General features: G+C 48.1%; 22 protein-coding genes. 8 read left to right on the top strand and 14 right to left on the bottom strand.

The annotated features are described in order from the left end of the window. Positions 1-2 precede the first annotated feature (2 nt). The gene (trpB, locus tag EZMO1_RS03275; RefSeq protein ID WP_034879660.1) at positions 3-1,181 is read right to left on the bottom strand and encodes a tryptophan synthase subunit beta; all 1,179 of its coding nucleotides are present in this window, start codon (positions 1,179-1,181) and stop codon (positions 3-5) included. A gap of 336 nt (positions 1,182-1,517) precedes the next feature. On the opposite strand from trpB, the gene EZMO1_RS03280 reads away from it, so the two are divergent. The 4 genes from EZMO1_RS03280 (at position 1,518) to EZMO1_RS03290 (ending at position 3,915) form a co-directional block, all read left to right on the top strand. After that, positions 1,518-2,354 (top strand): HEAT repeat domain-containing protein, encoded by an 837-nt coding sequence (locus tag EZMO1_RS03280; RefSeq protein WP_082212372.1) that lies wholly within the window; start codon positions 1,518-1,520, stop codon positions 2,352-2,354. Positions 2,355-2,359: 5 nt separating this feature from the next. After that, positions 2,360-3,232, top strand: coding sequence for a hypothetical protein (locus tag EZMO1_RS03285; protein WP_034879663.1), 873 nt, complete (start codon positions 2,360-2,362; stop codon positions 3,230-3,232). Positions 3,233-3,293: 61 nt separating this feature from the next. Next, entirely contained in the window at positions 3,294-3,437 is a 144-nt protein-coding gene (locus tag EZMO1_RS26505) for a hypothetical protein (protein ID WP_160174134.1), read from the top strand. Between the two features lie 268 nt (positions 3,438-3,705). Beyond that, a complete protein-coding gene (locus EZMO1_RS03290; RefSeq protein ID WP_034879665.1) occupies positions 3,706-3,915 on the top strand; it encodes a hypothetical protein in 210 nt (69 codons plus the stop codon). Positions 3,916-4,012: 97 nt separating this feature from the next. Here EZMO1_RS03290 and pdxR read toward each other — a convergent pair whose 3' ends face one another. Then, on the bottom strand, positions 4,013-5,485 hold the full coding sequence (pdxR, locus tag EZMO1_RS03295; RefSeq protein WP_222842185.1) for a MocR-like pyridoxine biosynthesis transcription factor PdxR: 1,473 nt from the start codon (positions 5,483-5,485) through the stop codon (positions 4,013-4,015). Between the two features lie 92 nt (positions 5,486-5,577). On the opposite strand from pdxR, the gene EZMO1_RS03300 reads away from it, so the two are divergent. Together EZMO1_RS03300 and EZMO1_RS03305 are read left to right on the top strand one after the other, a co-directional pair. After that, positions 5,578-6,246, top strand: coding sequence for a pyridoxamine 5'-phosphate oxidase family protein (locus EZMO1_RS03300; RefSeq protein WP_034879667.1), 669 nt, complete (start codon positions 5,578-5,580; stop codon positions 6,244-6,246). Positions 6,247-6,510: 264 nt separating this feature from the next. Next, complete coding sequence (locus EZMO1_RS03305; RefSeq protein ID WP_201772253.1) at positions 6,511-7,818, top strand: NCS2 family permease; 1,308 nt, start codon at positions 6,511-6,513, stop codon at positions 7,816-7,818. 153 nt (positions 7,819-7,971) lie between these two features. Here EZMO1_RS03305 and EZMO1_RS03310 read toward each other — a convergent pair whose 3' ends face one another. The 11 genes from EZMO1_RS03310 to EZMO1_RS03360 all read right to left on the bottom strand — a co-directional run bounded on the left by EZMO1_RS03310 (position 7,972) and on the right by EZMO1_RS03360 (position 22,497). Continuing rightward, on the bottom strand, positions 7,972-8,910 hold the full coding sequence (locus tag EZMO1_RS03310) for a LysR family transcriptional regulator (protein ID WP_061509256.1): 939 nt from the start codon (positions 8,908-8,910) through the stop codon (positions 7,972-7,974). A gap of 222 nt (positions 8,911-9,132) precedes the next feature. Beyond that, positions 9,133-9,908 (bottom strand): IS5 family transposase gene (locus EZMO1_RS03315; protein ID WP_201772254.1). Its coding sequence is split into 2 segments (ribosomal slippage): positions 9,133-9,569 and positions 9,569-9,908, totalling 777 coding nucleotides; the frame shifts between segments, so codons are not numbered across the junction. A 70-nt stretch (positions 9,909-9,978) separates the two neighbouring features. Next, complete coding sequence (locus tag EZMO1_RS03320) at positions 9,979-13,179, bottom strand: hypothetical protein (RefSeq protein ID WP_145912449.1); 3,201 nt, start codon at positions 13,177-13,179, stop codon at positions 9,979-9,981. A 94-nt stretch (positions 13,180-13,273) separates the two neighbouring features. Further along, positions 13,274-13,966 carry a pseudouridine synthase gene (locus EZMO1_RS03325; RefSeq protein WP_082212374.1) on the bottom strand — a complete coding sequence of 231 codons (693 nt, stop codon included), beginning with the start codon at positions 13,964-13,966 and terminating at the stop codon, positions 13,274-13,276. A 98-nt stretch (positions 13,967-14,064) separates the two neighbouring features. After that, positions 14,065-15,387 carry an MFS transporter gene (locus EZMO1_RS03330; RefSeq protein WP_034879673.1) on the bottom strand — a complete coding sequence of 441 codons (1,323 nt, stop codon included), beginning with the start codon at positions 15,385-15,387 and terminating at the stop codon, positions 14,065-14,067. Positions 15,388-15,857: 470 nt separating this feature from the next. Then, on the bottom strand, positions 15,858-16,619 hold the full coding sequence (locus EZMO1_RS03335; RefSeq protein WP_034879674.1) for a Crp/Fnr family transcriptional regulator: 762 nt from the start codon (positions 16,617-16,619) through the stop codon (positions 15,858-15,860). Positions 16,620-16,750: 131 nt separating this feature from the next. Next, positions 16,751-17,611, bottom strand: a complete 861-nt coding sequence (gene pdxY / locus EZMO1_RS03340) for a pyridoxal kinase PdxY (RefSeq protein ID WP_034879675.1) — start codon at positions 17,609-17,611, stop codon at positions 16,751-16,753. Between the two features lie 46 nt (positions 17,612-17,657). Beyond that, entirely contained in the window at positions 17,658-18,845 is a 1,188-nt protein-coding gene (locus EZMO1_RS03345; protein ID WP_034879676.1) for an acyl-CoA dehydrogenase family protein, read from the bottom strand. 21 nt (positions 18,846-18,866) lie between these two features. Next, the gene (locus tag EZMO1_RS03350) at positions 18,867-20,474 is read right to left on the bottom strand and encodes an acyl-CoA carboxylase subunit beta (protein WP_034879677.1); all 1,608 of its coding nucleotides are present in this window, start codon (positions 20,472-20,474) and stop codon (positions 18,867-18,869) included. Next, positions 20,471-20,974, bottom strand: a complete 504-nt coding sequence (locus EZMO1_RS03355; RefSeq protein ID WP_051790731.1) for an acyl-CoA carboxylase biotin carboxyl carrier protein subunit — start codon at positions 20,972-20,974, stop codon at positions 20,471-20,473. Before EZMO1_RS03355 ends, EZMO1_RS03350 begins: the two co-directional genes overlap by 4 nt. Next, positions 20,974-22,497, bottom strand: coding sequence for an acetyl-CoA carboxylase biotin carboxylase subunit (locus tag EZMO1_RS03360; RefSeq protein WP_082212375.1), 1,524 nt, complete (start codon positions 22,495-22,497; stop codon positions 20,974-20,976). Before EZMO1_RS03360 ends, EZMO1_RS03355 begins: the two co-directional genes overlap by 1 nt. 133 nt (positions 22,498-22,630) lie before the next feature. On the opposite strand from EZMO1_RS03360, the gene EZMO1_RS03365 reads away from it, so the two are divergent. Beyond that, the gene (locus EZMO1_RS03365) at positions 22,631-23,113 is read left to right on the top strand and encodes a MaoC family dehydratase (RefSeq protein WP_034879678.1); all 483 of its coding nucleotides are present in this window, start codon (positions 22,631-22,633) and stop codon (positions 23,111-23,113) included. Further along, positions 23,103-23,990, top strand: coding sequence for an HpcH/HpaI aldolase/citrate lyase family protein (locus EZMO1_RS03370; protein WP_034879679.1), 888 nt, complete (start codon positions 23,103-23,105; stop codon positions 23,988-23,990). Before EZMO1_RS03365 ends, EZMO1_RS03370 begins: the two co-directional genes overlap by 11 nt. On the opposite strand, the gene EZMO1_RS03375 is transcribed toward EZMO1_RS03370, so the two are convergent. Continuing rightward, positions 23,983-24,522: a hydrolase gene (locus EZMO1_RS03375; RefSeq protein WP_034879680.1), complete on the bottom strand. Its 540-nt coding sequence runs from the start codon at positions 24,520-24,522 to the stop codon at positions 23,983-23,985. The genes EZMO1_RS03370 and EZMO1_RS03375 overlap by 8 nt on opposite strands. Positions 24,523-24,589: the final 67 nt, after the last annotated feature.

A 24,589-nucleotide genomic window follows, 5' to 3' on the forward strand; every position in this document is an offset into this window, starting at 1 on the left:
TGTTACAGATTGAGTTGTCTGACCACGAAATCGATATCTTTGTCGCCCCTGCCGCTCAGGTTGATAAGGATGCTCTGGTTTTTTGACAGCTGAGGAGCCAGCTTTATGGCACCGGCCACCGCATGCGCACTTTCCAGTGCCGGAATAATGCCCTCTTTTCTGGACAGTGTCATAAAGGCATCCAGACATTCCTGATCCGTTGCACTCTGATATTCAATACGACCTATGTCTTTTAAATAGCTGTGCTGCGGCCCAACTCCGGGATAATCAAGACCCGAGGCAATGGAGTGAACCGGTAATGGTTCTCCGGCGTCATCCTGAAGTACGTAACATTTGAAGCCGTGTACTGCACCGGGTTTGCCCAGCGTTAATGTGGCTGCGTGATCCGGAGTGTCCAGCCCTTTCCCTGCGGGTTCTATGCCAATGATGTTGACCGATTCATCCTGAAGGAAAGCGGTAAACAGGCCAATGGCGTTGCTGCCGCCTCCCACGCATGCCATCAGATAGTCTGGCAGTCTGCCAGTCATTTCCTGAAACTGATCCCGGGCTTCTTCGCCAATAATCTGCTGGAAATCACGGACCATCATGGGGAACGGATGAGGCCCGACCACAGAGCCAATGGCATAGAGCTGACTGTCCGGATCACTCAGGTAGGCTTCAAAAGCGCTGTCCACGGCATCTTTAAGGGTTTTGGTTCCGCGGGTAACGGCAACGACTTTACAGCCCAGTATTTTCATACGCGTTACGTTGGGCGCTTCTTTTTCAATATCGATCTGTCCCATATGGATTTCACAGTCGATGCCGACCAGTGCGCAGGCTGTTGCCATTGCTACACCGTGTTGCCCGGCGCCAGTTTCGGCCACCACCTTTGCTTTGCCCATGTACTTCGCCAGCAGGGCTTCACCAATGGCGTGATTGATTTTGTGCGCGCCGGTATGGTTCAGGTCTTCCCGCTTCAGGTAGATCTTTGCACCGCCAAGATGATCCGACAGTCGCTTGGCATAGAAGACAGGGCTTGGACGACCAACGTAGTGTTTATAAAGATCGAGCAGTTCTTTTCGGAAATCAGGATCATTACGGATTTCCCGGTAGGCCCTGTCAACATCGGCAATGGCTTTTTCCAGAGCAGGAGGAACCATGGCACCGCCATAATCACCAAAATAACCATGGTCGTCTGGCATGGGGGCAAACCCTGTTGTTTTATTCACTTCGCTTACCTTGCTTTTTTGTTTGTCACTGAGTTTTCTTCGGATGATGCCAGCAAGCCGGAGTATTTGTAAGGGTGTTTGTCATGGTTTACCTGAATAGAAGATGAATTCAAGAATTTAATTTGAATTACAAATTGCTGTTATAGGAATTGTGTATTTCACAACCACTGTTTGCTGCTCTATATTCTGCTCACAAACAATCTGTGACTGATATTTGTGTGACGTTAAATTGAATTTTGGTTCGTAAATTTCTCCTTGGTTCATCTTTCGTGAAAGTTTTTTGCTTTTACAAATGGCAGGAGGTTCGTTATGTCCTCTCCAATGACGATTGCCGGAATGACTTCGATGGCAGAACAGTTAATGACCCGTAAAGGGTTTGTGTTTGCTGATTTTTGCGAGTTGTTCACCGAATTTAATCATGCGTTAGCCTGCCAGTTATTTAACAGTGTTCTGGAGGCGGTACTCAAACAATCGGTTAGTGAAGGTAAATCCGCATACTCTGATCAGGTTCATCTTGCAGAATCCGGAGAGTTTAACCTGTCACTGGTTGTGGTCGGAGAGGGCGTTCTGAATCATCAGACAATCTGTGCCAGTGAATTTGACATGATTGTCGTAAGTCTGAGTTCAGAACCGGTTAGTATACCTGTTTATAGAGCGCTGCTAGACGTTAATCATCTGTTTGAGCGGCCGGAACCTCTGGTGGCACCGGTCAGTCATCGGCTTGATCCGTTCAGCCCGGTGGTGTTCCATGCTTACCGGGATATCGTTGATCTTGAGAATGCGGATACCAAAGCGCCTTTATTGATTATCCACTCGCTGCCAAGAGGTTCTGTTACCTGGGTTTATGAACGAGAGTCTCTGCAGCCTCTGAATCTTACCGACAATAACCTGCAGAAGTCCCGCATTCAGCTGGCAGTCAGAGTGATTGGAGACATGGGAAGTGAAGAATACGCTGATACGCTGGAGGCATTGGCGACTTCTGACTTTGATCACTTTGTTCGCTGGGAAGCAGCGGAAAGTGTTTACAAATTAAATGAGCAGCGGGGCATTGAACTGTTGCAGCAGCACCTTGTGAATGACACCAATCAGTCGCTGGCCAAATCAGCCAGACAAACGCTGGTTAATCTGACCAGCGGGGAGGGATAGTTGTCATGACCTGCACCGTTTATTCGCAAACCCGGGCGGAATCTTCGCTGGAAGAATACATTGATTTTTGTGAAAGTCATCCGGAAATGCGGCGTCCTGAAGCAGCGATTGCACACGCCGATGAGCTATTGAAACTGTGTAATAATCGGACGTTTCTGGCTCGATATTTTACGGAGCAGCTCCGTCATCTGGCTGATTTTCAAAAAGGTAACGACTACAAGCCTCCTACTTTCGTGCTGCACTATGGCTCATATTACGCGATCAGGGCCGTTGTCTGGCTGCCAATGGAAGAGTTGGCTGCAGATGAGTTGTTATCTTATTACGACGGGCATGATCACAATTTTGATTTTCTGACCTGCAGTTATTCCGGTTCTGGTTATCGAACGGTTATCTACGAATACGATTATGACAGGGTAGTGGGTTATCCCGGTGAAGAGGTGGAGTTGAGATTTAAGGAAGATACCACGTTTCCGGTGGGTAAATTAATGTATTACTTTGCCAGCAAAGATGTACATACCCAGTACCCGCCCGATGATCTTTCAATCTCGGTCAATCTGATTTTGCCCCGCCCCGGTGAACCAAAGCTTCAGTACTTTTTCGATGTGGATAAGCAGACGATTATCGGTCAGGTCAACGAGTTGAGTTTACGCACCAATATTTTCAAAGCAATTCAGACTTTGGAAGATGAAAACAGTATTGAGTTGCTGTTGCATATCGCCCGAAGTCACCCGTGCTTCCGTACGCGGGGGTTGGCATGGGAAGCCGTTCTGGCGATGGAGGCAGGAAGTGTCGATTTTTACTCTCAGGCTATGAGCGACAAACATCCGTATGTTCATGAAGTCGTTCGAGCATCTTTAGGCCGCCAGCAGGCGGCATAAGTAGCTCCCATGCGCAGCTTGGATAAGCTGTGCTACATGTTGGCAAACAGGAGTACATGTGATGAAAACTCAAGCAGTAAAACAGCGTAAAGCCTTTGTTAAACTGGATGAACAAGTCAGCTTGGCCAGCTCTTATAAAAGAGTGGTTAAAACCGCTGTCCAGGGCCGTGAACTAGGCTTTGGTTGCCACCTTCGCAGCAAGTGAAAGCAGGGATTTTCATTAATCACTATCCGGGCATCCTGATTCTTTGATCGGGATGCCCTTTGTACGAAAGACGTTATTAATTCCCCTTGGCATGAACAGCCACGTTCCTTAAAGCTAATTTAGATAGCTAGAACGGTTTTTTAGCTTAGTATTGTCATAAGGATTGAACTAAGTGGGCAAGGATTAGTCAAACGACCAAGATTTGCACTTTTTCCGGATGGCTTCCGGTGAGGGTGTGAACTCCTTGAGCTAATTGGGAAGTTAAATAATGTCTAAAAGATCAATCTCTCTCATTGACGACCGTCATCAGAAAAATAACACTGAAGATTCAGCATCTATTGAAGAGCAAGTTGCCGAATTCCTGAAGTCCGGAGGTAAAATAGAACAGATTGCATCCGGAGTGAGTGGTATGGAAAGCATGGCAACCCGTCAGCCAAAATCTCTGCAGAAAAACACTCGAAAAACCAAGAAAAGCTAACCCCCGGAAGCTGAAGTCTATAACTCGGCACTTAGGTGATGTGCCTGAGAACCGAGCGGTTGATAAGAGAGCCCTGCTTTCAGGCTCTCTTGGTTTTTTATGTTCTTGCTGCCAGTTTGATCGTGGATGCAATCTGCTCCACCTTGGTTCTTATTTCTTCCTCACTGCTGTTTGCAAACCCTAGTACCAGACCTGATTTTACGGGTTCTTCAAGGTAGTACCGACTGAGCTTTGAGCAATAGACTTTCTGCTTGACCAGCTGATTGTAAACTGACTTCTCACAAAGTTCGGCGGTAAATTCAATGACCAGGTGCATGCCTGCGCCGTGAGTATGGATTTTGCACCAAGGTGTCAGCTTTTCGCAGGCTTTTAGCATGCACTCCAGCTTTTCTGCATAAAGTACTCGCATACGCTTCAGGTGTTTACTGAAATAACCCTGTTGAATAAAGGCTGCGGTTGTCGCCTGAATATGGACGGGCGTTTCACCACTGTGCTCCATTTTTGCCTGGGTAAACACATTGGTCAGTTCTTTTGGCAGAATGGTATAACCGAGACGAAGGGCAGGAAACAGTACTTTGCTGAACGAGCCGATATAGATCACTCTGCTGTTTTTGCAAAGCCCCTGCAATGAAGCCAGCGGCCGGTTCTGATAATGGTATTCACTGTCGTAATCATCTTCCAGAATCCAGCTGTTGTGAGTGGCAGCCCAGTTAAGCAGGCGGGTTCGTCGTTGTAATGACATCACACTGCCCAGTGGGTAGTGGTGTGCAGGTGTGACATAAACCAGTTTTGGTGGCGGATCGAGTTGTTCCAGTGCGCTGACCATCACGCCATGTTCATCAACAGGCAAAGCTGTCACATGCGCGCCTGTGGCATGAAGGGCTCGACGGGCTCCGGTATAACCGGGGTTTTCCATTGCGGCCGGATCGCCCGGATTTAAAAGCAGTCGGGCGCACAAGTCCAGAGCCTGCTGTGCCCCCTGAGTGATCACTACCTGATCAGACTCGCAGCGAACCGCTCTGGAGCTTCGGACATAATCGGTGATGACTTCCTGCAGTTCAGGCAGTCCTTGTGGGTACTGAAATCCCATCAGTTCGGTTAATCCGGCATGGGGTATGGAGCTGGAAACCTTATTCCATAATCTGGCCGGAAAGCCTTTAAGATCCGGGACTCCTACTGTGAACCCCTGATTAGAGCCGTTTTTTCGAACGTTTTCATCCCTTATGGCTTCTGCATAATTCGATAGTGCAATATTCTGTATGGGTTTTGGTGGAGAATGGGACTGAGCTTCTGCCTGAAACCAGGCTTCCGGCAATTCTTCTGTGACAAAAGTACCAGAACCTGATTTTGATTCCAGATAGCCTTCAGCGATCAGTTGCTCGTACGCGGCAATCACTGTATTTCGGGCAACGTTCAGCTGCTGTGCCAGTTTGCGACTCGACGGCAGCCGGGTGCCGGGACTGAGGAGGCGATTCAGAACCCGCGTTCTGAGGGTTTGGTAGAGTTGGTCGAACAGTGGCGTGTTGCTGTTGTTGTCCAGCCTCAGGTCGGGTATTTCTACCAAAGGCATTCTCATTAGGTGGCTCTGTCTCTTTTTCGGAAATGGTTCTATCGAACGATCCATTATGCGCGTAGCCTTTGAAGGATTCCAGAGGAGGTCATATGAAAGCACTGCCAGAGTCAGACAGAACAAAATTAAAAAGAAGTCCGAAAAGGGCATGTTTCGACAGGGAACGGCTGTATGAAATTTTTGATGAAGCGCATGTTGTTCATGTCGGTTTTAGCACCAATGAGCAGCCATACGTCATTCCCATGTTGGGGTGGCGGGTGGACAATCAGCTGTACATTCACGGCAGTAATGGCAGTCGAATGATCAAGGCACTGCGTGACGGGACAGGGTGTTGTGTTACCGCCACGCTTCTCGATGGCATGGTGTTATCGAAGTCTGCTTTTCATCACAGTGCTAATTATCGGTCGGCCGTTGTGTTTGGGTCGTTTCGGGCAGTGAATGACCCTGAAGAAATTGAGAGCAGCCTTTATCGATTCCTTGAACATATTGCTCCGGGTCGCTGGGATGAGGTTCGCCCCCCTTCTGAACAAGAGTTAAAGGCAACCACTATTCTGGCTATCGAGCTGGAAGAAGCCTCGGTGAAGATAAGAACCGGACCGGCTCAGGAGGCTGACGGTGATGAAGTTCTGCCGGTGTGGACAGGGGAAATGAGGATCAGGCAACAGGTTCGAGAGATGGTGGCAGATGAGAACGCCAATGTCTCTGAAGCACCCGACTACAGTGGAGCGTGGAAAGAGCGCCGGGAGGTGGAGAAAGAATAAAGAGCAGGATGATTTTGGAGTGGAAGGGGTGACCGGGAGGTTGCCCTTTCGGAAGTTACAGTCTCTGCGTTTGCCGCAGGACAACCCTGCATTATTTCATTTTTTAAGTTGTACGTCAGTACGCATATGTTCGTCTGTTTCTTTGCTGTCGGATCGTTAGACTATGGATGCTTCATGGACGAGTGTACGTATTTTGGTTGAGAGAGAAAAAAATTAAATTCGCATTCGTCTTGTTTGATGGCGATTCCCACCTAAGTGAGTCACATGCTGGACACCATTCAACGCTATTTTGAATTTGATCGATTCAAAACCAATTTCCGAACTGAAATCATGGCAGGCCTGACAGCATTTCTGGCCATGTCGTATATCCTCAGTGTGAACCCTGCCATTCTCGGCAACACCGGCATGGACAAGGGGGCGGTGTTTACTGCCACCGCTTTATCGGCGGCCTTTGCTTCGTTGGTGATGGGTATTTTTGCCAAATACCCTATTGTTCTGGCTCCGGCCATGGGTATGAATGCCCTGTTTACCTACGGTACCGTTATTGCTCTGGATATTCCATGGGAAACGGCACTGGCAGGTATTTTTGTATCGGGTGTGATTTTTTTCCTGCTGTCGGTTACCGGTGTCCGTGAAAAAGTGATCAAGTCGGTCCCTGCCGACATGAAATACGCCGTAACGGCAGCACTGGGTTTCTTTATTTGTTTCATAGGTTTAAGAAACGCCGGGATCATTGCTGCCAACCCGGCCACTCTGGTACAGCTGGGTGATGTAAGATCGCCTTCCGTTCTGCTGGCATTGTTTGGTCTGGCTTTGACCATCTTCCTGATTGCCAAAGGCGTCAAGCTGGCGGTGTTCTTCGGTGTAATGGCCACCACGCTGGTGGGTGTTGCGGTGGGTTTGAACCCGGTGCCGGACGCGATTGTTTCTGCACCACCGAGCCTTGCGCCAACATTCGGTATGGCGATTGCCAACCTGCCCAACATTCTGACGTTGGAAATGGTGGTAGTGGTCATTACCTTCCTGTTCATTGATTTCTTTGATGCAGTAGGCACCATCATCGCGGTGTGTAATGGTATTGGTGTGACCGACAAGGAAGGTAACATTCCCAATGTCAAACCGGCTTTGTTTGCCGATGCCGCTGGTACGATTGTGGGTTCGGTGCTGGGTACCAGTAGTGTGACCTGTTACTCCGAGTCGGCTGTTGCGGTAGGTACTGGTGGTCGTACCGGTTTTACTTCGGTGACCACGGCGGCCTGTATGCTGATGGCTCTGTTCTTCTTCCCGTTGATTGCCATGTTTACGACGGTGAGCACCTCTCCGGCACTGATTGCTGTGGGTGTCTTTATGGCCAGCAGTCTGCATCATATTGACTGGTCAAAGATGGAAATCAAGATTCCGGCATTCTTTACCATCATTATGACAATTCTGTCGTACAGTCTGGTAGACGGTATCGCCTTTGGTTTTACGCTTTACCCGGTCTCCATGCTGGCACAGGGACGCGGTCGTGAAGTGACGCCGACCATGTATGTTCTGTCTGCTATCTTCGTGACGTACTATTTCTTCCTGTAAAAGCCCTGCAATATCAGGCTGGTGCTGCTTGTACCAGCCTGCTTTATCTAGGAGCCTGTCGGACTTACCACTGACCTACTGCGAAAAAGCCGGATTTGGCCATTTTTGACGATCCTTTTCGTTGAATAGCTCGCTATTCGCCTCAAATGATCGTCAAAACTGTCTCAAACCGGTCTTTTTCTCGCTACGGTCGGCTAAGTCCGACAGGCTCCTAGTTCCTAATATCTCTTCTATTTTCTGACGAATAAAACGGTATCGGGCAGGCAGTTGCCGGTACTTCTTTTCAACCAGATAAATGGTTTCAAACACCGGGTTTGGTAGTGTCAGGGCATGAATTTTGTCTTTGTCCGGAAAAGCCTGCACCACCGAGGCAGGCAATACCGTAAAGCCAAGACCCGCCGCCACCGGATAAAGAATTATATTGATCTGGTTGACATAGCCACTCACGCGCAGGTCGGGCAAGTTATGGATATCATCCGGAAAGTTGTTTTGCATGACCATTGTTGTATGGTGACTGGCATCCGGATGGCTGATCATGCCCAGCTTTGCAAGATCGGAATAGGTTCGGGCCGGTACTTTACTGGCGGGTATTACAAGGTATAGCTCTTCCCGGCTGACCGCAGTGGCAGACAATAAACCAGATCGGGGCTCACAGGTCATCAAACCAAGATCTGTCCGATGTTCAAGCAACTCGGTTTCTATTCGGTGGTTGGGTGCGATTTCATAATGAATTTCCAGGTCCCGGTGGTTCTGTTGCAATGAAACCAGTTGCGTGTAACAACGAATTCCAAGAGCGCCCGGGCTGGATAAGCGGCATAAGCCCTTACAGGGGTGGTCGTTAAGTAACTGTTCCTTCAGGTCTTGCTCACTGCGCAGCAGGTTTAATGCAAACTGGTAAACCTGCTCTCCGGCTGGTGTCAGCTCAAACTGTTTGCCCTGACGGTTCAGCAGTTCGGTATCGTAATAGTTTTCCAGTTTTTGAATATGCTGGCTGACGCCGGGCTGTGTCATTGCCAGTACATGGGCTGTTTTGGTGAAGTGGCCTTGCTGAACCAGTGTCGTAAATGTTCTTAGCCAGATTGGATTGATCATAAAAAATAAATTTGAGGACTGCAGGTATCGACATCAATTGATTGAGCGTCTATTTCAGAAGTTCACCGGGAGTTTCCCGACAGATTTCCCAGCTTTTCATACTCTTGCTTCATGTACTCAAGAAATACTGCCATCATTTCTTCAGTTGTTACATTTTCATCATTGAGATTCAACTGGTTTGTTTCCAGAAAAGTCGTGTTGTTTTTAGAGGCTGTTTTAAAACTAAACAAGCCTCTTAACCATTATTCGAATCATGCATATATAGATAAACGATTCTGAATTTTCTGGTAGTTGCTCATAATCCTTCGCCAAGCGACGAGAGCCTTCAAACCACCCAAAGGTTCTCTCTACGACCCATCGCTTGGCTTGCACAACAAATTTACCCCGTGGGCGCTTTGTGATTTCCAGCTCTCGTCTTGGCTTTCTCCGATAAAACCACTCTTCCAGATACCCTCTGTAACCGCAGTCTGCCCAAACCTTACGGATTTTCTTAAAGTGCTTGATCACACAGGCAAGCAATATCTCTCCAGAAAGGCTGTCACTGATAGAAGCTGAATGAACCCAAAGAACCAGAATCAGACCTAGCGTATCTACAACTATATGGCGCTTTCTACCATTGATCTTCTTGCCTCCGTCATAACCCCGGCCCCCCCTTTTACTGAGGTTTTTACACTCTGAGAATCAATGCTGGCAGCAGTTGGTTGAGCTAATTTGACAACACTCAGCCTTACTTTGTCTCTCAAAGCGTCGTGTAATTTCTTCCAGGTTCCATCGAGCCGCCAGTTTCGGAAATAGGTGTAAACGGTTCCCCAAGGCGGGAAGTCAGAAGGCAACTGTCGCCACTGACAGCCTGTTTTATCAACATAGATAATCGCATCCAGAATGTGTCGATAAGCCCACTCTCTGGGTCTGCCATTTTTGGGTTGGTCATATCCCGGATCGGGGAAGAAGGGCTGAATGACTTTCCACTGGTCATCAGTCAAATCTGAGGGGTACATGGAGAACCCTCCATCAAAGAAACTCTATGAAGGGTAATACATTGTGTACGAATTTTCTTGAGTCAGTGGTCTATAGCTTTTGAAACAGCCTCTTACCGAAAAAAGATTTTTCATCAAACAGTTTTACACTGTTTACAGGCAGGTCCATGATCTCTGGCTTATTGACGATCCACCATTCAGGTGCAAAATGGTGCGGCGATATCAAATGCCCCGTTTTAGAGATCATTGTATTGGTATAGAAAATAAGCTGACCCGGATCGTTGGTGTTAATGGATTCCAGCTTTATGTTATGGGTCAGCTCACGTGTGATCACTCTGGTTTTCCAATCCGGGCCGGATTGACGATGCGGGATACTAAAAGTCCATACTGAAAAAGCCGGGTTATTGACTGAATAGCCTAATGCGGGATGAATGAGAAGCACAGAGTTGGGCAGATTATTGTCGGGCAGGACGACCTGACTATCGAGCCAGAGCAACAAGGCCATAAACATATGTCCGATTCGGGTGCCCGGTGTTATCTTCGCCTTTTGGTCTGAAGCGGGCAAATGACTGAGCAGCTGCTCGAACATAAAGGCGGGGTCAGATGGAATAACTGTTCTCTGGTAAGCATTGATCATTAAAGTCAGTTTCAAATAATACGATGAATCCTGATCCAGACTGTTGATGCGCCTGGATGTCAGTGGCACAACAAATCGATCCATTGTGTCGAAACGCCAGGAAGCAACCTCATGCATAGGGTAACGCAACAAAAAAGCGGTTTGTTGAGAGGATAAAGGTGAAACTTCTGACCAGTGACTTTTTGATAAGCCTGGAGATACGTCACTGGTCTGATGCAATAGCAGGGATAAAACCATTTTGTTTTCTGCAAGTCGTCTTATTTCCTGCACATCGTCAATGATCTCTTTGACGATTATTTTTTTCTTAACATCAAACCAGTAATGCTTTGAATGTGGTTGAAAATGTTTGTCGGGCTGCACCACCTGTATGTGAAAATGGAAACCTCTGGAAGCCAGAGCTTTAAGTAACAATGGTATGTAGCTATCCCCCCAGAGTTTTATAAACTCCTCGTCATATGCTCTGGATGCAGACATTTGTGACATCCGGCGTAAATCAGGAGCCGACAGGCTACCAGTGTAACCGGAATTGATATGACGGTTTCGTTCCAGCCAGTTGCTGATGCTGATCCAGAGCCCATTTGCTGAAGAGTGAGCTTTTGAGGATTCCAGTCCAAGAATAAAGTTTGCATAACTCTTGGCTTCGGTCTCACTCATCATGCAAGGGGTGCTTTCCAGAGTATGTATGTTTTGCTGTTTTTTGTAGTGCGGTTTAACATCCCTGATCCATTTAAGCCACCGGTCTTTTTTCCACTGATCCACCCTTGCACTCATAAGGGACGCTTCCATCTGCAGAAATTTAACAATAGGAGATGATTGATCCACACTCATTGCTTTGTGCGCATGTTGGTGTTTGTTGTTGGTTAAGATATCTGAATGGTACGACACATAGGCTTTCCCTCCTCTGGTGTTACTGTCAACAGAGAGAGCTCCGGCGCGACTCACGTCGCTGTTTGCTTCAGAATCTTGTCCCCATGCTACACGTTGTTGTGCCTTAAGCAGACGCGTTATCTCATTATGAACAGGGGGCTTAGAGGCAATCTTGAGCAACGCGTGGTCAAACAGTTTGTACCAGAAGTTACTTTGTTTTTTTTCCGGCGTGCAGTCCATCTCACTGAAGATGCATTGTCTGAATGCAATCAATTTGTTCTGACAGGTTCTGAATAACATGCCCAGAAAAAACAGGTAGCGGTGCAGGGGGTTCATGGAAATGTCATCAAAATGGGTGGCAATCCCCTCCAGCTCCATGTCAAGAAACTGATGGTTAATGGCCGGTGTTTCCCCTTCAAAAGCCATAAAAAAGGGAGTCAGATCTACCACTGTTGCCTGAGTACCGTCATAGAAATAGTTGGCGTAATTAGGGTCAACAGCCAATGAAAAGCCAGTCGATGCCGGTAACAGGGTTCTGAGCTGCTTAGCATTACTGGTATCACACTCCACCAAAAGATCAATGATATCGTCCAGCAGTTTTTCCATAGCAGGCATGGGCTGACCGGGGTCTTCAAACAGGTGGTCAAGAAACTGCTCGGAATCACACTTCTTTTGAACACCGTAAAGCGCCACTTTCCCTTTTTTTCGTGCAGGCACATGGAAATAGATCAAGGGCAGGTAACGAATTTCTGCCATCGTCAGCAAACGCATATTGATCTGTGCCGTCAGAATAAACTCCTCGGCAGACCGGGTATCAGGCACCTCTTTGATCACCCGCTTTATCGCAGCTGAATGCAGGAAGCTGACAGGCTCCATGACCTGAGCCGATATTCCGCGACCAAGCAGGCTTCCTACGTGGCGGTTCGCTGCAGGGTTTTCCGGATCATATTGTCTTTCCAGATGGCTGAGAAAAAGCTCAATACTTTCTTCGGTGTATTCAGGGAGCGGTGAAAATTCGTCATGAGGGTCAATAATGTCATCAATGGAGAATTGCTGGGCGGGTCCCATCGGGATGCAGACTTCGAATTGATTGCCTCTGTCATCATCGTTATCGCTGCTATCGCTGACACACAGCGACATCAGTAGGAACTGGTCGTTTTCCCCACCTTTTTGGAATTTGACAGATGAATCGCAGTAATCAACAGGCTTAAAGTAAGCGTGTTCATATTGACTGCTACTGTTGAACAGTTGTTGTGATGAGTAGCTGTCCACAAATCCGAGCTGGCTGTCGTGGAACAGGCTTTCATCACTGCACTGTGGTTTTATTGGGTTAGCTTTGCTAAAAGTCAGGCCTGCAACGGTACCGTCTTCAGATGAATACTGTTCATACCCCGCCTTCTGTTTATAGGTTTTGTGGTTCGGGGAGTTTTTATCGAGAAAAGGTTCCGGATAGGTAATAAAGACCGATTCGGCAGCTTTGTTTGAATGGTCTTTATTTGCTACAGGAACAAAAAACAGGTCGAAGTATTCCTGATAAGGGGGAGGCGGGTGTTTTTCCAGATAATGACGGAAGGCTTTTAGTGAATGTCTAAACCATCCTTTATTTTCAGCAACAAAGAGTTCAACAGTATTTTTGTGAAGAAGGGTGAATTTTTCCAGCTCTGTTCCTGCCATGGCGTCAGAATGACTGAACTGCAGGCAGAACAATATTGAGATCAGCGCCGGTGTTGTTCGTTGTTGTTTTATTAACCGGATCAGCTGTTGAAAGGCAGCCTTATGAAGAATCAAACTGACAACCTGAGTCTGTCTTATCTTGTTGATTGCCAGTGATTCTAGTTCAGATCGGGCGCTGTGTGCCAAATCCGGTTAAATTCAGCGTGGATTAAAAGGGAGCAGACACTTCAAAGGTCATGGACTCCTTCAATACCGGATGCATAAAGGTCAGTCGGGTTGCATGAAGGTTTAACCTTGAGCTGGCTGAATACGCTTCGGCATGGGCATAAAACTCACAGCCAAGAATAGGATGCCCCAGTTCAGCCATATGTACCCTTAGCTGGTGTGAGCGTCCTGTTACAGGTTCAAGCCATACCCGACTGTTTTGGCTGGAGGTTCCATCGTGGTTATTAATGCACGAATAGTGGGTCAGGGCAGGCTTACCCTGTTCATGGTCTACGATCTGTCTTGGCCGGTTTGGCCAGTCACAGCGCATGGGCAGGTCAACAGAACCTGACGTTTCTTCAGGAATGCCCCACACTTCTGCGGTATAACCCTTGCTGACCAGACGGTCCTGAAACTGGCGACTCAGTGCCCGGTGACTGTCAGCATGCAGGGCAAACACCATGACCCCGGAAGTGGACATGTCCAGTCGGTGTACCACCCGGCTTTCTGGGTTTATGGCCTGCAGGCGGGATAAGGCACTGTCAAAGTTGGCAGGGTGTCGCCCAGGCACGCTAAGCAGACCGGCGGGTTTGTCCACAACCACCAGATGCTCGTCCCGGTATAATTCCCTGAGTTCCTCATGGCAGGCAGGAACAATATGTACAGGGCGTTCAGAAGTTTGGGCTGATTCAGTCATGGGAGCGAATTATGGCGGCAAAAGCCACTGGTGTCATTGGTCATTGATACCAACGTTTTAAGTGGCTTTTGCGAGGTCACTGGCTGATAACCCGTTAATCAGGAAGGCTGTCGGGAAAAGCGAACCCTGAAACGTTGCCAGAATTCAGGCGATGTTTTAAATATCAATAGGCTCACAACCACATGCAGAAGTGCCAGAGTCAAGAAGAACTCCTCGATGCTGCGGTCGGCAACGCCCAGAAACACCATACCGAAGACGGCACTGCAGACCATATAGAAAGAGTTCATCACGTTCAGGGCTGCAATCATTCGTGCCCGGCGGCTTTCTTCGGTTCTTTTCTGAACCATGGCGTACAGAGGCACAATAAACAGTCCGCCAAAGAAACCAATCATGGCTAGATCAAACAGTACCCTGACATTGGCCGGAATCATTAAAAATTCCGCAACGCTCAGAAATTCGTCGGTGGTATTTGGCGAAATGGCAAAAAACAGATCCAGAGCAAACAGGCTGAGACCAAAAGCGCCCAGAGGCACGATGCCGGGTTCAACCTTGCCGTGGGAGATACGTCCGCAAAACAGGGAGCCTGCCGCTACACCCACGGTAAACATGGCCAGCATAATGCTGACGACCTGAGGGCTGCCGGATAAAATCTGGCTGGCAAGGTTGGGAAGCTGGGTCAGATAGGCGGCTCCCAGCGCCCAGAACCAGGAAATCGCCACCAGACACATATAAACCGTTTTATTACCATGGGCGTCTTTCATGATTTTCCGGGTCTGGGAGAACAGGTTGTAACTGATGTCCAGCTCCGGTGCTGCTGCTCTGGCTTCCGGTACCTGACGGGCGCACAGCCAGCCGAGAATCGCCAGCACGACAACGGATACTGCAATCCACTTATGAGCTTGTGGCAATTCAACCAGAAGACCTGCTCCAAGCGTGCCGAGGAGAATGGCCACAAAGGTTCCCATTTCCACCAGTGCATTACCGCCTACCAGCTCATCGTCGTACAGATGCTGGGGAATAATGGCGTATTTGACCGGGCCAAAAAATGCACTCTGGGTGCCCATAAGAAAGAGCAGAATCAGAAGGATCAGAAAATTCTGGCTGATAATGAAGCCGGCAGCCACGGCCATGATTCCGATCTCCAGCAGCTTGACCCTGCGGATGATCAGCGACTTTTCATACTTGTCTGCCATTTGTCCGGCAATGCCGGAAAAGATGAAAAAAGGCAGGATAAACAGGCCAGCTCCCAGGTTGATGAACAGGTCCGAGTCGAACGGCAGTTGCTCGGCAGTCGCAAAAGCGGCCATCAGCAACAGTGTGTTTTTGTAGATGTTATCGTTAAACGCGCCCAGAAACTGGGTCGTAAAAAAGGGTAAAAACCGTCTTTTACCCAGTAGGGAAAGTTGGTGGCTGTGACTCATTCGGTCTCCGCAGATTCTTGCGCCTTAGGCTGATTAACTAAGAACATTCGCAGGTAATGGAAGTTAATGCAACGTTCGTTTGTTAGTCAGGTGTATTCGTTAAATGTCAGGCTTGGCGAGAAAAAATATCTGAGGAAAATAACAGTCTATCGATCAAGTAGAAATAATATTGACTGAATGATGAATATTCAGTCATGGTAGTTAAATAGTTGTAGTATAAAAAACCAGTCGTCTTTTTTGATATAGCCACTCAAGTTGCTATTCACTTAATAGCCCCGCTGAAAAATGAACAGGGCTGTTAAGTTAAGCTGGATGGCTGTATTTGCTTAGACGTTATTAAAACTACAAAATATGAATCTTATTTATTTTTTGTTGGCTGTAGGCGCATGATTAATAATGTCGGTTGGAATAAACATTTAACCTTGTGTAAAGATTGAACTGAATGAGGCTCCTCCTCCCCATAAGGATAGTTATAACTCTTTTTTTAGTGTTGAATTGTCCGATACAGACATTCTTCGGCAACTACTTAACGTGTTGTCTTGATGATTTAAATAGTTGGAATCAATAATTTCAAACCAGCCATAACCACTTCTTATGATGCTATTTTTAACCAGTTTTTTAATCTCTGCGTGTATTTTCTGACGACTGACGCCCAGCATATCCGCCAGATCGGTTTGTGTTGCATAGACTCTGTTGCTGTCGGGCCCGGCAATGCTGATCAGCTTACGCAGTACGCGCTCTGGCAGAGGCCTGGTCAGTAATGATTCAACGATTTCATCAAGGTCGCAGGCGCTTTCAGAGGCTGATTTCAACAACACATTCATTAATGTCGGGTATTTATTCAGCTCGTTCAATTTGATTTTGATTAAAAGAGATAAACAATCTGTCTGAGCCTGAACCGATGTTGTATGGGATGTGATGCCAGAAAAAAAGCCAAAGTTAATCAGATGTAGCGAATGTTTAATGTGTATAGCGACTGAATGATTATCCTGATTTGATTTTGTGGCTTTTGTTGAACCGGATAGAAGAATTAAAATGCCGTCTACTAATTCATCTTGTTTGCATATATATCCATTTGCTTTTGTTTTGATCAAGCGACAATGATTCATTAATTCGGTAAGCTCACGGTTTGATACATGATCACCCAATAAAGCTGACAGATGTGATTCAATGAAAGGTGTTTTACAGGCAGTTGATAGAGATAGAGGCTTTATCAGAGGTAAATAATTCACGAGAGTAATCGCGTCCTTAATATTACTTTGTCGTTTATAATTAGTACCATATTAAAAAAATTAATAAAGACTGTTTTGTTAGTTTTTTATGAATGCTCCGAATTATTTATCGGAGCAGTGTGCTGAATTGGTCAAAAAGTAACAGGATTGGCTGAAAAGGTAACGGATGGTGTCATAAGCTCATCCTGAGCTGCGATCAGTTGTAATTCAGGGCTGCCTGCCAGACTGGTTGTTTTAAACAATCCGTGCATCGCTCCGGCGATGTGCTCAAGTGAATGTTGCAGGCTATTACTTTGCAAAAGCTTTGCTAAAAACAGCGCTGCTGTTGCATCGCCTGAACCACTGACAACGTCCTTCATCGGGTACATAGGGGTTTTAACCAGCCAGGCTTGTGCATAATTAACCGCCAGCATGGCAATCTGGTCGTTCTGGCAATCCTCGGTAATGAGGCTTGTGACCAGAACCGTATCAGGGCCTTCTGCCAACAGAATTTTTGCTGCATCGACAGCCTGTTCGATGGTTGTAATCTGTCTGCCGGTCAGCATCTGCAGCTCAAAGTGATTGGGTGTAATGATGTTAGCCTGCTGAATAACCTTGTTGCGAAAGAAGTCCGGAATCTCTTTCTGAACATAAATGCCGGTATCGACGTCGCCTATCACCGGATCACAGCAATACAGTACATCAGGGTTAGCTGAACGAATACGTTCAACCGCATCAAGAATGACCTCTGCCATACCCGGGTCACCCATGTAACCGGACAGAATGGCATCACACTCGGCAAAAGCACCATGTTCCTCCATACCCAGAAGCACTTCCCGGACGGTTTCAGGGGTAAACACAGGGCCACGCCAGCCGGGATGACCGGTATGATTGGAAAACATCACCGTATTCACAGGCCAGACATTAAAGCCCAGCCTCTGTAACGGAAAAACAGCCGATGAATTGCCCGCATGACCAACAGCAACATGGGACTGGATAGAGAGAATATTCATGCTTCAGACTGTACTCACTAATGATTTCAGCCTCAAGGCTTACCCGCTACCTCAATAATTCACCGGCAATAATCATTTTCCGAACTTCGGTCGTGCCTGCGCCGATTTCCAGCAATTTGGTGGATCGAAACAAGCGGTTCATTTCCGATTCCCAGATGTAACTTGTACCGCCATGTACCTGAACGCCGTTGTCCAGAACCCTGTTACACATATCCGCGCAATACATCACGGAAGCGGCTGTACGGGCATGAATTTCACCACGACCGGCGGTGGTCTCGTCAATATGGGTGACTTCTTCCAGTACCTGCCAGCAGAAAGATTTCATGGTTTCCACCCAGACGTACATGTCGGCCAGACGGGACTGAATCATCTGGAAGCTGGCAATGGTCTTGCCAAACTGTTCGCGGGTTTTTGAGTACTCAACCGATAGCTCTAAAGCCCGTTCAGCAATGCCGACATTGATGGTGGCGATGATGGCACGTTCAATATCCAGCCCACTCATCACCACCTTATGACCCTGATGCTCCTCACCGACAATGTTGTCCACAGAAACCCGCAGGTCTTCAAACACCAGTTCACCGGTCTGGCTACCACGGAACCCCATCTTTTCCAGCTTCTGAGCCACTTTAAAGCCGGGTGAATCGGTTTCTACGACAAATGCCGTAATACCCTTGGAACCTTTGCCGGGCTGGGTTTTGGCATACACCAGGCAGATGTCAGCCACCGGACCATTAGTAATGTAGATTTTGGAACCGTTCAGAACGTATTCGTCCCCATCACGAACCGCTTTGGTTCGCATGGAGCCCAGTGCGTCTGAACCCGCTCCCGGCTCGGTCAATCCAAGGCATCCGGTCCATTCGCCGGAGCACAGTTTTGGCAGGTATTTTTTCCGAATGGCTTCGCTGCCATTGTTGTAGAGATTATTTACACAAAGGTTGTCGTGTGCCACCCAGCTCAGTCCGAAGGCATGGTTCCAGCGTGAGATCGCCTGCAGGATCAAACCGGCTTCCAGTATGGATAAACCAACGCCTCCATACTGTTCCGGTACAGTGACACCAAGCAGGCCAAGCTTGCCCATTTCCCTGAAAGCGTCCTGTGGCCACCACTCTTCGTTATCCATTTTTTCACACAGGGGGTAGAGCTGCTCACGGGCAAACCGGTCAGCATGATCCATCAGGCTCTGCTGGTCAGCAGTGAGGGAAAAAGCCTGCCGGGTGTTTGATGTGTCATTCATAATTATTCATCCCTGAAAACATTAAAACCGCATCACACCGTAGCGGGGTTCGCCAAAGGGTACGTTTAACGATGCACTAATCGACATCGCCAGTGCATTTCGGGTGTCCACCGGATCAATAATGCCGTCATCCCACAATTCGGAGGATGAGTAGTAGGCACTGGTCTGGTTTTCATAGCTGGCTAATACGGAAGCACGAATTGTTTCTATTTCTTCCGGATCCGGTTCAATGCCTTCACGCTGCAACTGTTTCAGCTTGATAGTGACGAGCGTATTGGCTGCCTGATCAGCCCCCATTACAGACGTTTCACTTTGAGGCCAGCTGAACAGGGTGCGGGCATCAAAGGCTCTGCCGCACATGCCATAATTGCCTGCACCAAAGGAGCCATTGGTCATTACGGTGAACTTGGGCACATCCGAGCATGCCTGAGCCATAATCATTTTCGCTCCGTCCTTGGTAATACCCCGGCGTTCGTAGTCTTTGCCCACCATGTAGCCGGTAATATTCTGCAGGAACACCAGCGGTACGTGATTCTGATTACACAGTTGGATAAAGTGGGCTGCCTTTAAAGAACTGTCGTTAAACAGTACGCCGTTGTTGCCCAGAATACCGACCTTGTAACCCCAGATATTGGCATAGCCACAGACCAGTGTGTCGCCATAATCCGGCTGATATTCAGAAAAACGGCTTCCGTCTACTATTCGGGCAATGACTTCCCGCATATCAAACTGTTTCTTTATGTCGTCAGGGATAATGCCGTACAGTTCGGACGGATCATAATAGGGCTCTTCAGGGGTTTCCCGCTGCAGATTGAATTTCGGCTTCTGTTCCCACTGGGCAACGATTTCACGACCAAGGGTAATGGCTTCTTTTTCATTGCTGGCGAAATAGTCGCAGGTGCCTGAAACCGAGGTGTGCATTCTGGCACCTCCCAGCTCGTCCACGGTCACTTCTTCACCGGTAGCGGCTTTCACCAGTGGCGGGCCACCCAGAAATACAGCACCGGTTCCATCCACGATCACTGAATAGTCGGACAGGCTGGGAATATAAGCGCCGCCCGCCGTGCAATGACCAAAGACCAGTGCCAGCTGTTTACAGCCCAGCTTTGACAGCTGCGTCTGGTTTCGGAAAATCCGTCCGGCCATGTATTTATCAGCAAAAAATTCCGATTGCATGGGCAGGTATCCGCCCGCACTGTCGCACAGGTGTATTACCGGCAACTGGTTTTCAATGGCAATATCCAGTGCCCGGATGGTTTTCTTAACGGTGAGTGGAAACCATGCCCCGCCTTTTACCGAACTGTCACTGGCATTGATCAGCACCTCCCTGCCTCCCACAACGCCAATGCCGGTAATACATCCGGCAGAAGGTGCAATACCGTCATAGGCCATGTTGGCAGCCAGTGATGACAATTCAAGGAAAGGGGTGCCGGGGTCGAGCAACAGTTCCAGCCGTTCTCTGGGCAGCATCTTATTCTGGCTCTTCAGGCGCTGAATATCCCTTTCAGGCCGGTGAAACCTTGCAGCTTCCTGCTTTTGATGAAACTCCGTCAGTATTTTTTGATTGTGTGCCCGATATTGTCTGAACTCGGGTGACTGGGTATTAATGCGGGTTTGCAATCGTCTCATGGTGATGCCTCCCCGGCGATGTCCACCAGTATTGAACCTTTTTCGAAGCTGTCACCGGCACCGGCAACATGAATACCTGTAACTGTCCCGGACACCGAAGCCCTGATAGCCATTTGCAGTTTCATACTTTCGATTAATAAAAGGCTGTCGCCTTCTTTGACCTGATCGCCAACAGCGGTATTCAATTCAATAACCACTCCCGGCATGGGCGCAATCACCTGACCACTGGCAGTGTGTCCGCCAGCAGCGGCATCACTGAACTCGTCAATGCATTCGAGGTGCCAGGTTTTCCCGCCAAGATGAATAAACAGTTGCTGGTTATCCTGAGCGATGTAAACCTGCAGACAGTCATCATCCAGCATCAGAAAGGCTTCATTCGGGCCAGACCACTCCAGTCTGGCGTTGACGGTATGGTTACCTATCTTCAGCACGGTCGAGTGTTGTTTGCGAATGGGGGTCACTGAATAGACTGAGTCATTCAATAAGTATTTTGGTTGCATCAGTTCCTCCAGTGCCCAATAGCAGCATGCAACTCGGGTGTTGCTTCTGCTAATAGCCGGTTGTTACGTTCACCTAACTGAGCCGTGGCAAGGATGGCATGGAGTTCTTTCTTGTTTTCCGGCTGGGTAGCGGTGAGATCACTGGCATAATGTTGAATAAAGCCAGTGTCAAAGTGACCTGCTGCAAATTGCTCATGGCGCAGAATCGCGTCAAGGTAATCAGCGTTATGTTTGACACCAAGAATGACCAGATCACCCAGTGCCTGCCGCATTTCCTCAATGGCTTCCTGACGGGTATCGGCGTGAACAATCAGCTTTGCCAGCATGGGGTCAAAGGCGCTGGTAATAGCCTGATTCTGATACAGGCTACTGTCGAACCGTAGGCCCTGACCGTAGGGCTCTTTCAGAAACAACACTTTGCCAGTTTCAGGCATAAAGTCATTAAAGGCATCTTCCGCACAAATACGGCACTCAATGGCATGACCGGATGATGACAGTTCTTCCTGTTTGAAGGAGAGTGGACGACCTGTAGCGATATGGATCTGCTCACACACCAGATCAACACCAAAGGTCATTTCAGTAACCGGGTGCTCAACCTGAATACGGGTATTCATTTCCAGAAAGTAATACTCGCCTTCCGGCGTGTATAAAAACTCAACCGTGCCTGCACTGTTGTAACCGGCGCTCTGGGCAATGCCTCTTGCGGTTTCACAGATTTCACGACGCGTTATGTCATTCAGGGCAGGAGAAGGGGCTTCTTCGATAACTTTCTGGAAACGACGCTGGATGGAACATTCTCTTTCACCTAGGTGAACCACCTGTTGACCATCGCCCAGAACCTGAACTTCAATATGCCGGGCACTGGTAAAATACTTTTCAACGTAAACCCGTTTATCTCCAAAGTACTTTTCAGCCTCGGACGACGCAATGCGCAGGGCATCTTCCAATTCGTCCTGACTATGAACAATGCTCATTCCCTTGCCACCACCACCGGCAGACGCTTTAACCACCACAGGAAATCCCATGGCAACAATGCTGCTGATAAAGTCAGGGTGATCGGGTTCGAGATTGACCGACGGTGGCACAGGAAAACCATGGTCGGCGACAAAGGTTCTGGACGTAATCTTGTCGCCCATCAGTTCAATGATGCTGGCTTCAGGGCCAATAAAGGTAATACCGGCTTGTTCCAGAGCTCTTGCAAACGCGGCATTTTCCGATAAGAAGCCGTAACAGGGATGAACGGCGTCTACGTTCAGTTGCTGACAGAATTCAATAATCTGTTGTCCGTCAAGGTGAGCAGCAGAGGGCGTATCGCCGAGTATTTCTATGGCCTCATCAGCCTGTTGTACAACAGGAGAATGTTGGTCGCTATGGTGATAAATAGCGACAGAGGCAATATCCAGCTGCTGCAAAGCCCTTAACACTCTCAGGGCGATTTCTCCACGGTTGGCAATCAGCACTTTCTTGAAGGGCTTGTCGGGTGGTGGAGCAGGGGAGGCTGTTTTCGTTTCCAGATCGTTCATTGCTAGATCCGTATTTGTTATTTTTTCCACTTTCCTAATTTAAAGGCTCTGGCAGTATATTGGAATGCTTGGAACCTCTATTTGCAGGGTGTATAACAGTAACCAATGACAAGAAGAATAAAAGGAAGCGGTCATGCCCGGGCTATATTACGAGCAATGTGACATTGGGCGGGTGATAAAGCACAACCTTTCCCGCACTGTGACCGAATCAGACAATGTTCTGTTTTGCGCCATTACTCACAATCCTCAGCCTTTGCATCTGGATGCAGAATACGCCAAAGGCACCGAGTTTGGACAACGAGTGTTCAACAGTATGTACACTGTGTCTTTTGCCTGTGGGGTTTCGGTCGAAGACACCACGCTGGGAACGCTGGTGGTCAATCTTGGTTTTGGTGAAATGAGATTTCCCAAGCCAGTGTTTATTAATGACACGCTCAGGGTCGAAACCGAAATCAAGGAAAAACGACCCAGTAAATCACGGCCTGATACGGGCATTGTCACCTTTGAACACAAGGTTTATAACCAGCACAGTGAAATGGTGTGTTCAATGCTTCGTACCGCCCTGTTGCAAAAACTTCCTTCCAGTGCAGACAAGGGAGAGCAACATGCTGGCTAAATCCTATCTGTTTGTTCCCGGTGATAACGATAAAAAAATGCTGAAGGCAAAAAATGCCGGAGCCGATGCCCTGATTTTATGCCTTGAAGACGCGGTTTCAGAAAAGAACAAAAAGTTGGCAAGGGACAAGGTTCTACAGTTTTTGCTGGCTCATCAATCGTCTTCCAAGAGAAAAAGCACCCTGTCTCAACTCTGGGTCAGGGTTAACAGCCTGTCATCCTCTCATCTTCTGAATGATTTAGTGACCATTATGCCGGGTAAACCCTTTGGTGTTTTTCTGCCTAAGCCCTCAGGCTCGGAAGATTTCCAAACCGTTGACCATTACCTGACGGCACTGGAAGTACAAAACAACCTTGAGGTGGGTTCAACCCGGGTTATGAGTGTGGCGGAGTCGTCTATAGGAGCCATCAACCAGAACACCTTTATCCATGCCAGCCCAAGATTGAAAGGGTTTACCTGGGGGGCAGAAGATTTGTCTGCCGATATTGGTGCAATCACGAACTGCGAACCGGATGGGGCACACTTTCTGATCCATCGAATGAATCGGGCTAACTGCCTGCTGGTGGCATCGGCAGGTAATATGCAGGCCATTGACGGGATATGTTCTGATTATAAGTGCCAGAAAAAACTCCGGACAGAATGTGGGCGTGCCCGTATGGAAGGCTTTACCGGTAAACTGGCGATTCACCCGGATCAGGTTGACATTATTAACCAGTGCTTTACACCCACTGACGATGAAGTGGCTTATGCCCGGCGGGTTGTTGATGCCTTTGCCAACAGTCATGGTGCCGGAACGGTGGGGTTGGACGGGCGTATGCTGGACCTGCCTCATTTGAAGCAGGCTCAACAGATACTCAGGCAGGCTGAATCTACTTGATCAGTTTGGCAACGGTTCTAAACTGAGGCGCATCGGCGGTTTTCATCAGCTCAAACAGTGCCATTTCGGTGCTGGTAATGCCGATGCCCGCTTTGCCCAGTTTTTCCAGAGCCAGGTTTTTGTTCTGCTTGGTTCGGGAAGAGACGGCATCCGCTACCACTTCCACATCATAACCGGCCTGATGCAAGTCCATCGCCGTTTGATAAACGCAGATATGAGCTTCAATACCGACCACCAGAACCTGCTTTCGACGGGTCTGTTCCAAAGCTTTTAGAAATTCAGGTTCGCCATAGCAACTGAAACTGCTTTTACTGATAGGATTTTGTTCAGTCAGTAGCTCGGACAGTTCTGTAATGGTGGGGCCCAGCTTATGGGGAATCTGCTCCATCCAGAGTACTGGCACGTCAAGCTCTTTTGCTCCGGCTGTAATAGCCATCAAATTTTTGTATAAATCCTGCTTTTTGTGCATCAGCGTCGCAAGCTTGCCCTGCACATCCACAATCACCAGAACCGTATTATCAAGACTGAACATTCGTTGATCTCCAGATCAGTGGGAATAGAGGTATATCCTACCATCAGTCTCCAGGTGAACGGCTAAT

This window comes from Endozoicomonas montiporae CL-33, from assembly GCF_001583435.1.
Lineage (GTDB): Bacteria > Pseudomonadota > Gammaproteobacteria > Pseudomonadales > Endozoicomonadaceae > Endozoicomonas_A > Endozoicomonas_A montiporae.

What these genes read in the sequence shown, in the direction of transcription:
- trpB (WP_034879660.1), bottom strand. Translation starts at nt 1,181, where the DNA reads ATGCCAGACGACCATGGTTATTTTGGTGATTATGGCGGTGCCATGGTT.
- EZMO1_RS03280 (WP_082212372.1), top strand. Translation starts at nt 1,518, where the DNA reads ATGTCCTCTCCAATGACGATTGCCGGAATGACTTCGATGGCAGAACAG.
- EZMO1_RS03285 (WP_034879663.1), top strand. Translation starts at nt 2,360, where the DNA reads ATGACCTGCACCGTTTATTCGCAAACCCGGGCGGAATCTTCGCTGGAA.
- EZMO1_RS26505 (WP_160174134.1), top strand. Translation starts at nt 3,294, where the DNA reads ATGAAAACTCAAGCAGTAAAACAGCGTAAAGCCTTTGTTAAACTGGAT.
- EZMO1_RS03290 (WP_034879665.1), top strand. Translation starts at nt 3,706, where the DNA reads ATGTCTAAAAGATCAATCTCTCTCATTGACGACCGTCATCAGAAAAAT.
- pdxR (WP_222842185.1), bottom strand. Translation starts at nt 5,485, where the DNA reads ATGCCTTTGGTAGAAATACCCGACCTGAGGCTGGACAACAACAGCAAC.
- EZMO1_RS03300 (WP_034879667.1), top strand. Translation starts at nt 5,578, where the DNA reads ATGAAAGCACTGCCAGAGTCAGACAGAACAAAATTAAAAAGAAGTCCG.
- EZMO1_RS03305 (WP_201772253.1), top strand. Translation starts at nt 6,511, where the DNA reads ATGCTGGACACCATTCAACGCTATTTTGAATTTGATCGATTCAAAACC.
- EZMO1_RS03310 (WP_061509256.1), bottom strand. Translation starts at nt 8,910, where the DNA reads ATGATCAATCCAATCTGGCTAAGAACATTTACGACACTGGTTCAGCAA.
- EZMO1_RS03325 (WP_082212374.1), bottom strand. Translation starts at nt 13,966, where the DNA reads ATGACTGAATCAGCCCAAACTTCTGAACGCCCTGTACATATTGTTCCT.
- EZMO1_RS03330 (WP_034879673.1), bottom strand. Translation starts at nt 15,387, where the DNA reads ATGAGTCACAGCCACCAACTTTCCCTACTGGGTAAAAGACGGTTTTTA.
- pdxY (WP_034879675.1), bottom strand. Translation starts at nt 17,611, where the DNA reads ATGAATATTCTCTCTATCCAGTCCCATGTTGCTGTTGGTCATGCGGGC.
- EZMO1_RS03345 (WP_034879676.1), bottom strand. Translation starts at nt 18,845, where the DNA reads ATGAATGACACATCAAACACCCGGCAGGCTTTTTCCCTCACTGCTGAC.
- EZMO1_RS03350 (WP_034879677.1), bottom strand. Translation starts at nt 20,474, where the DNA reads ATGAGACGATTGCAAACCCGCATTAATACCCAGTCACCCGAGTTCAGA.
- EZMO1_RS03355 (WP_051790731.1), bottom strand. Translation starts at nt 20,974, where the DNA reads ATGCAACCAAAATACTTATTGAATGACTCAGTCTATTCAGTGACCCCC.
- EZMO1_RS03360 (WP_082212375.1), bottom strand. Translation starts at nt 22,497, where the DNA reads ATGAACGATCTGGAAACGAAAACAGCCTCCCCTGCTCCACCACCCGAC.
- EZMO1_RS03365 (WP_034879678.1), top strand. Translation starts at nt 22,631, where the DNA reads ATGCCCGGGCTATATTACGAGCAATGTGACATTGGGCGGGTGATAAAG.
- EZMO1_RS03370 (WP_034879679.1), top strand. Translation starts at nt 23,103, where the DNA reads ATGCTGGCTAAATCCTATCTGTTTGTTCCCGGTGATAACGATAAAAAA.
- EZMO1_RS03375 (WP_034879680.1), bottom strand. Translation starts at nt 24,522, where the DNA reads ATGTTCAGTCTTGATAATACGGTTCTGGTGATTGTGGATGTGCAGGGC.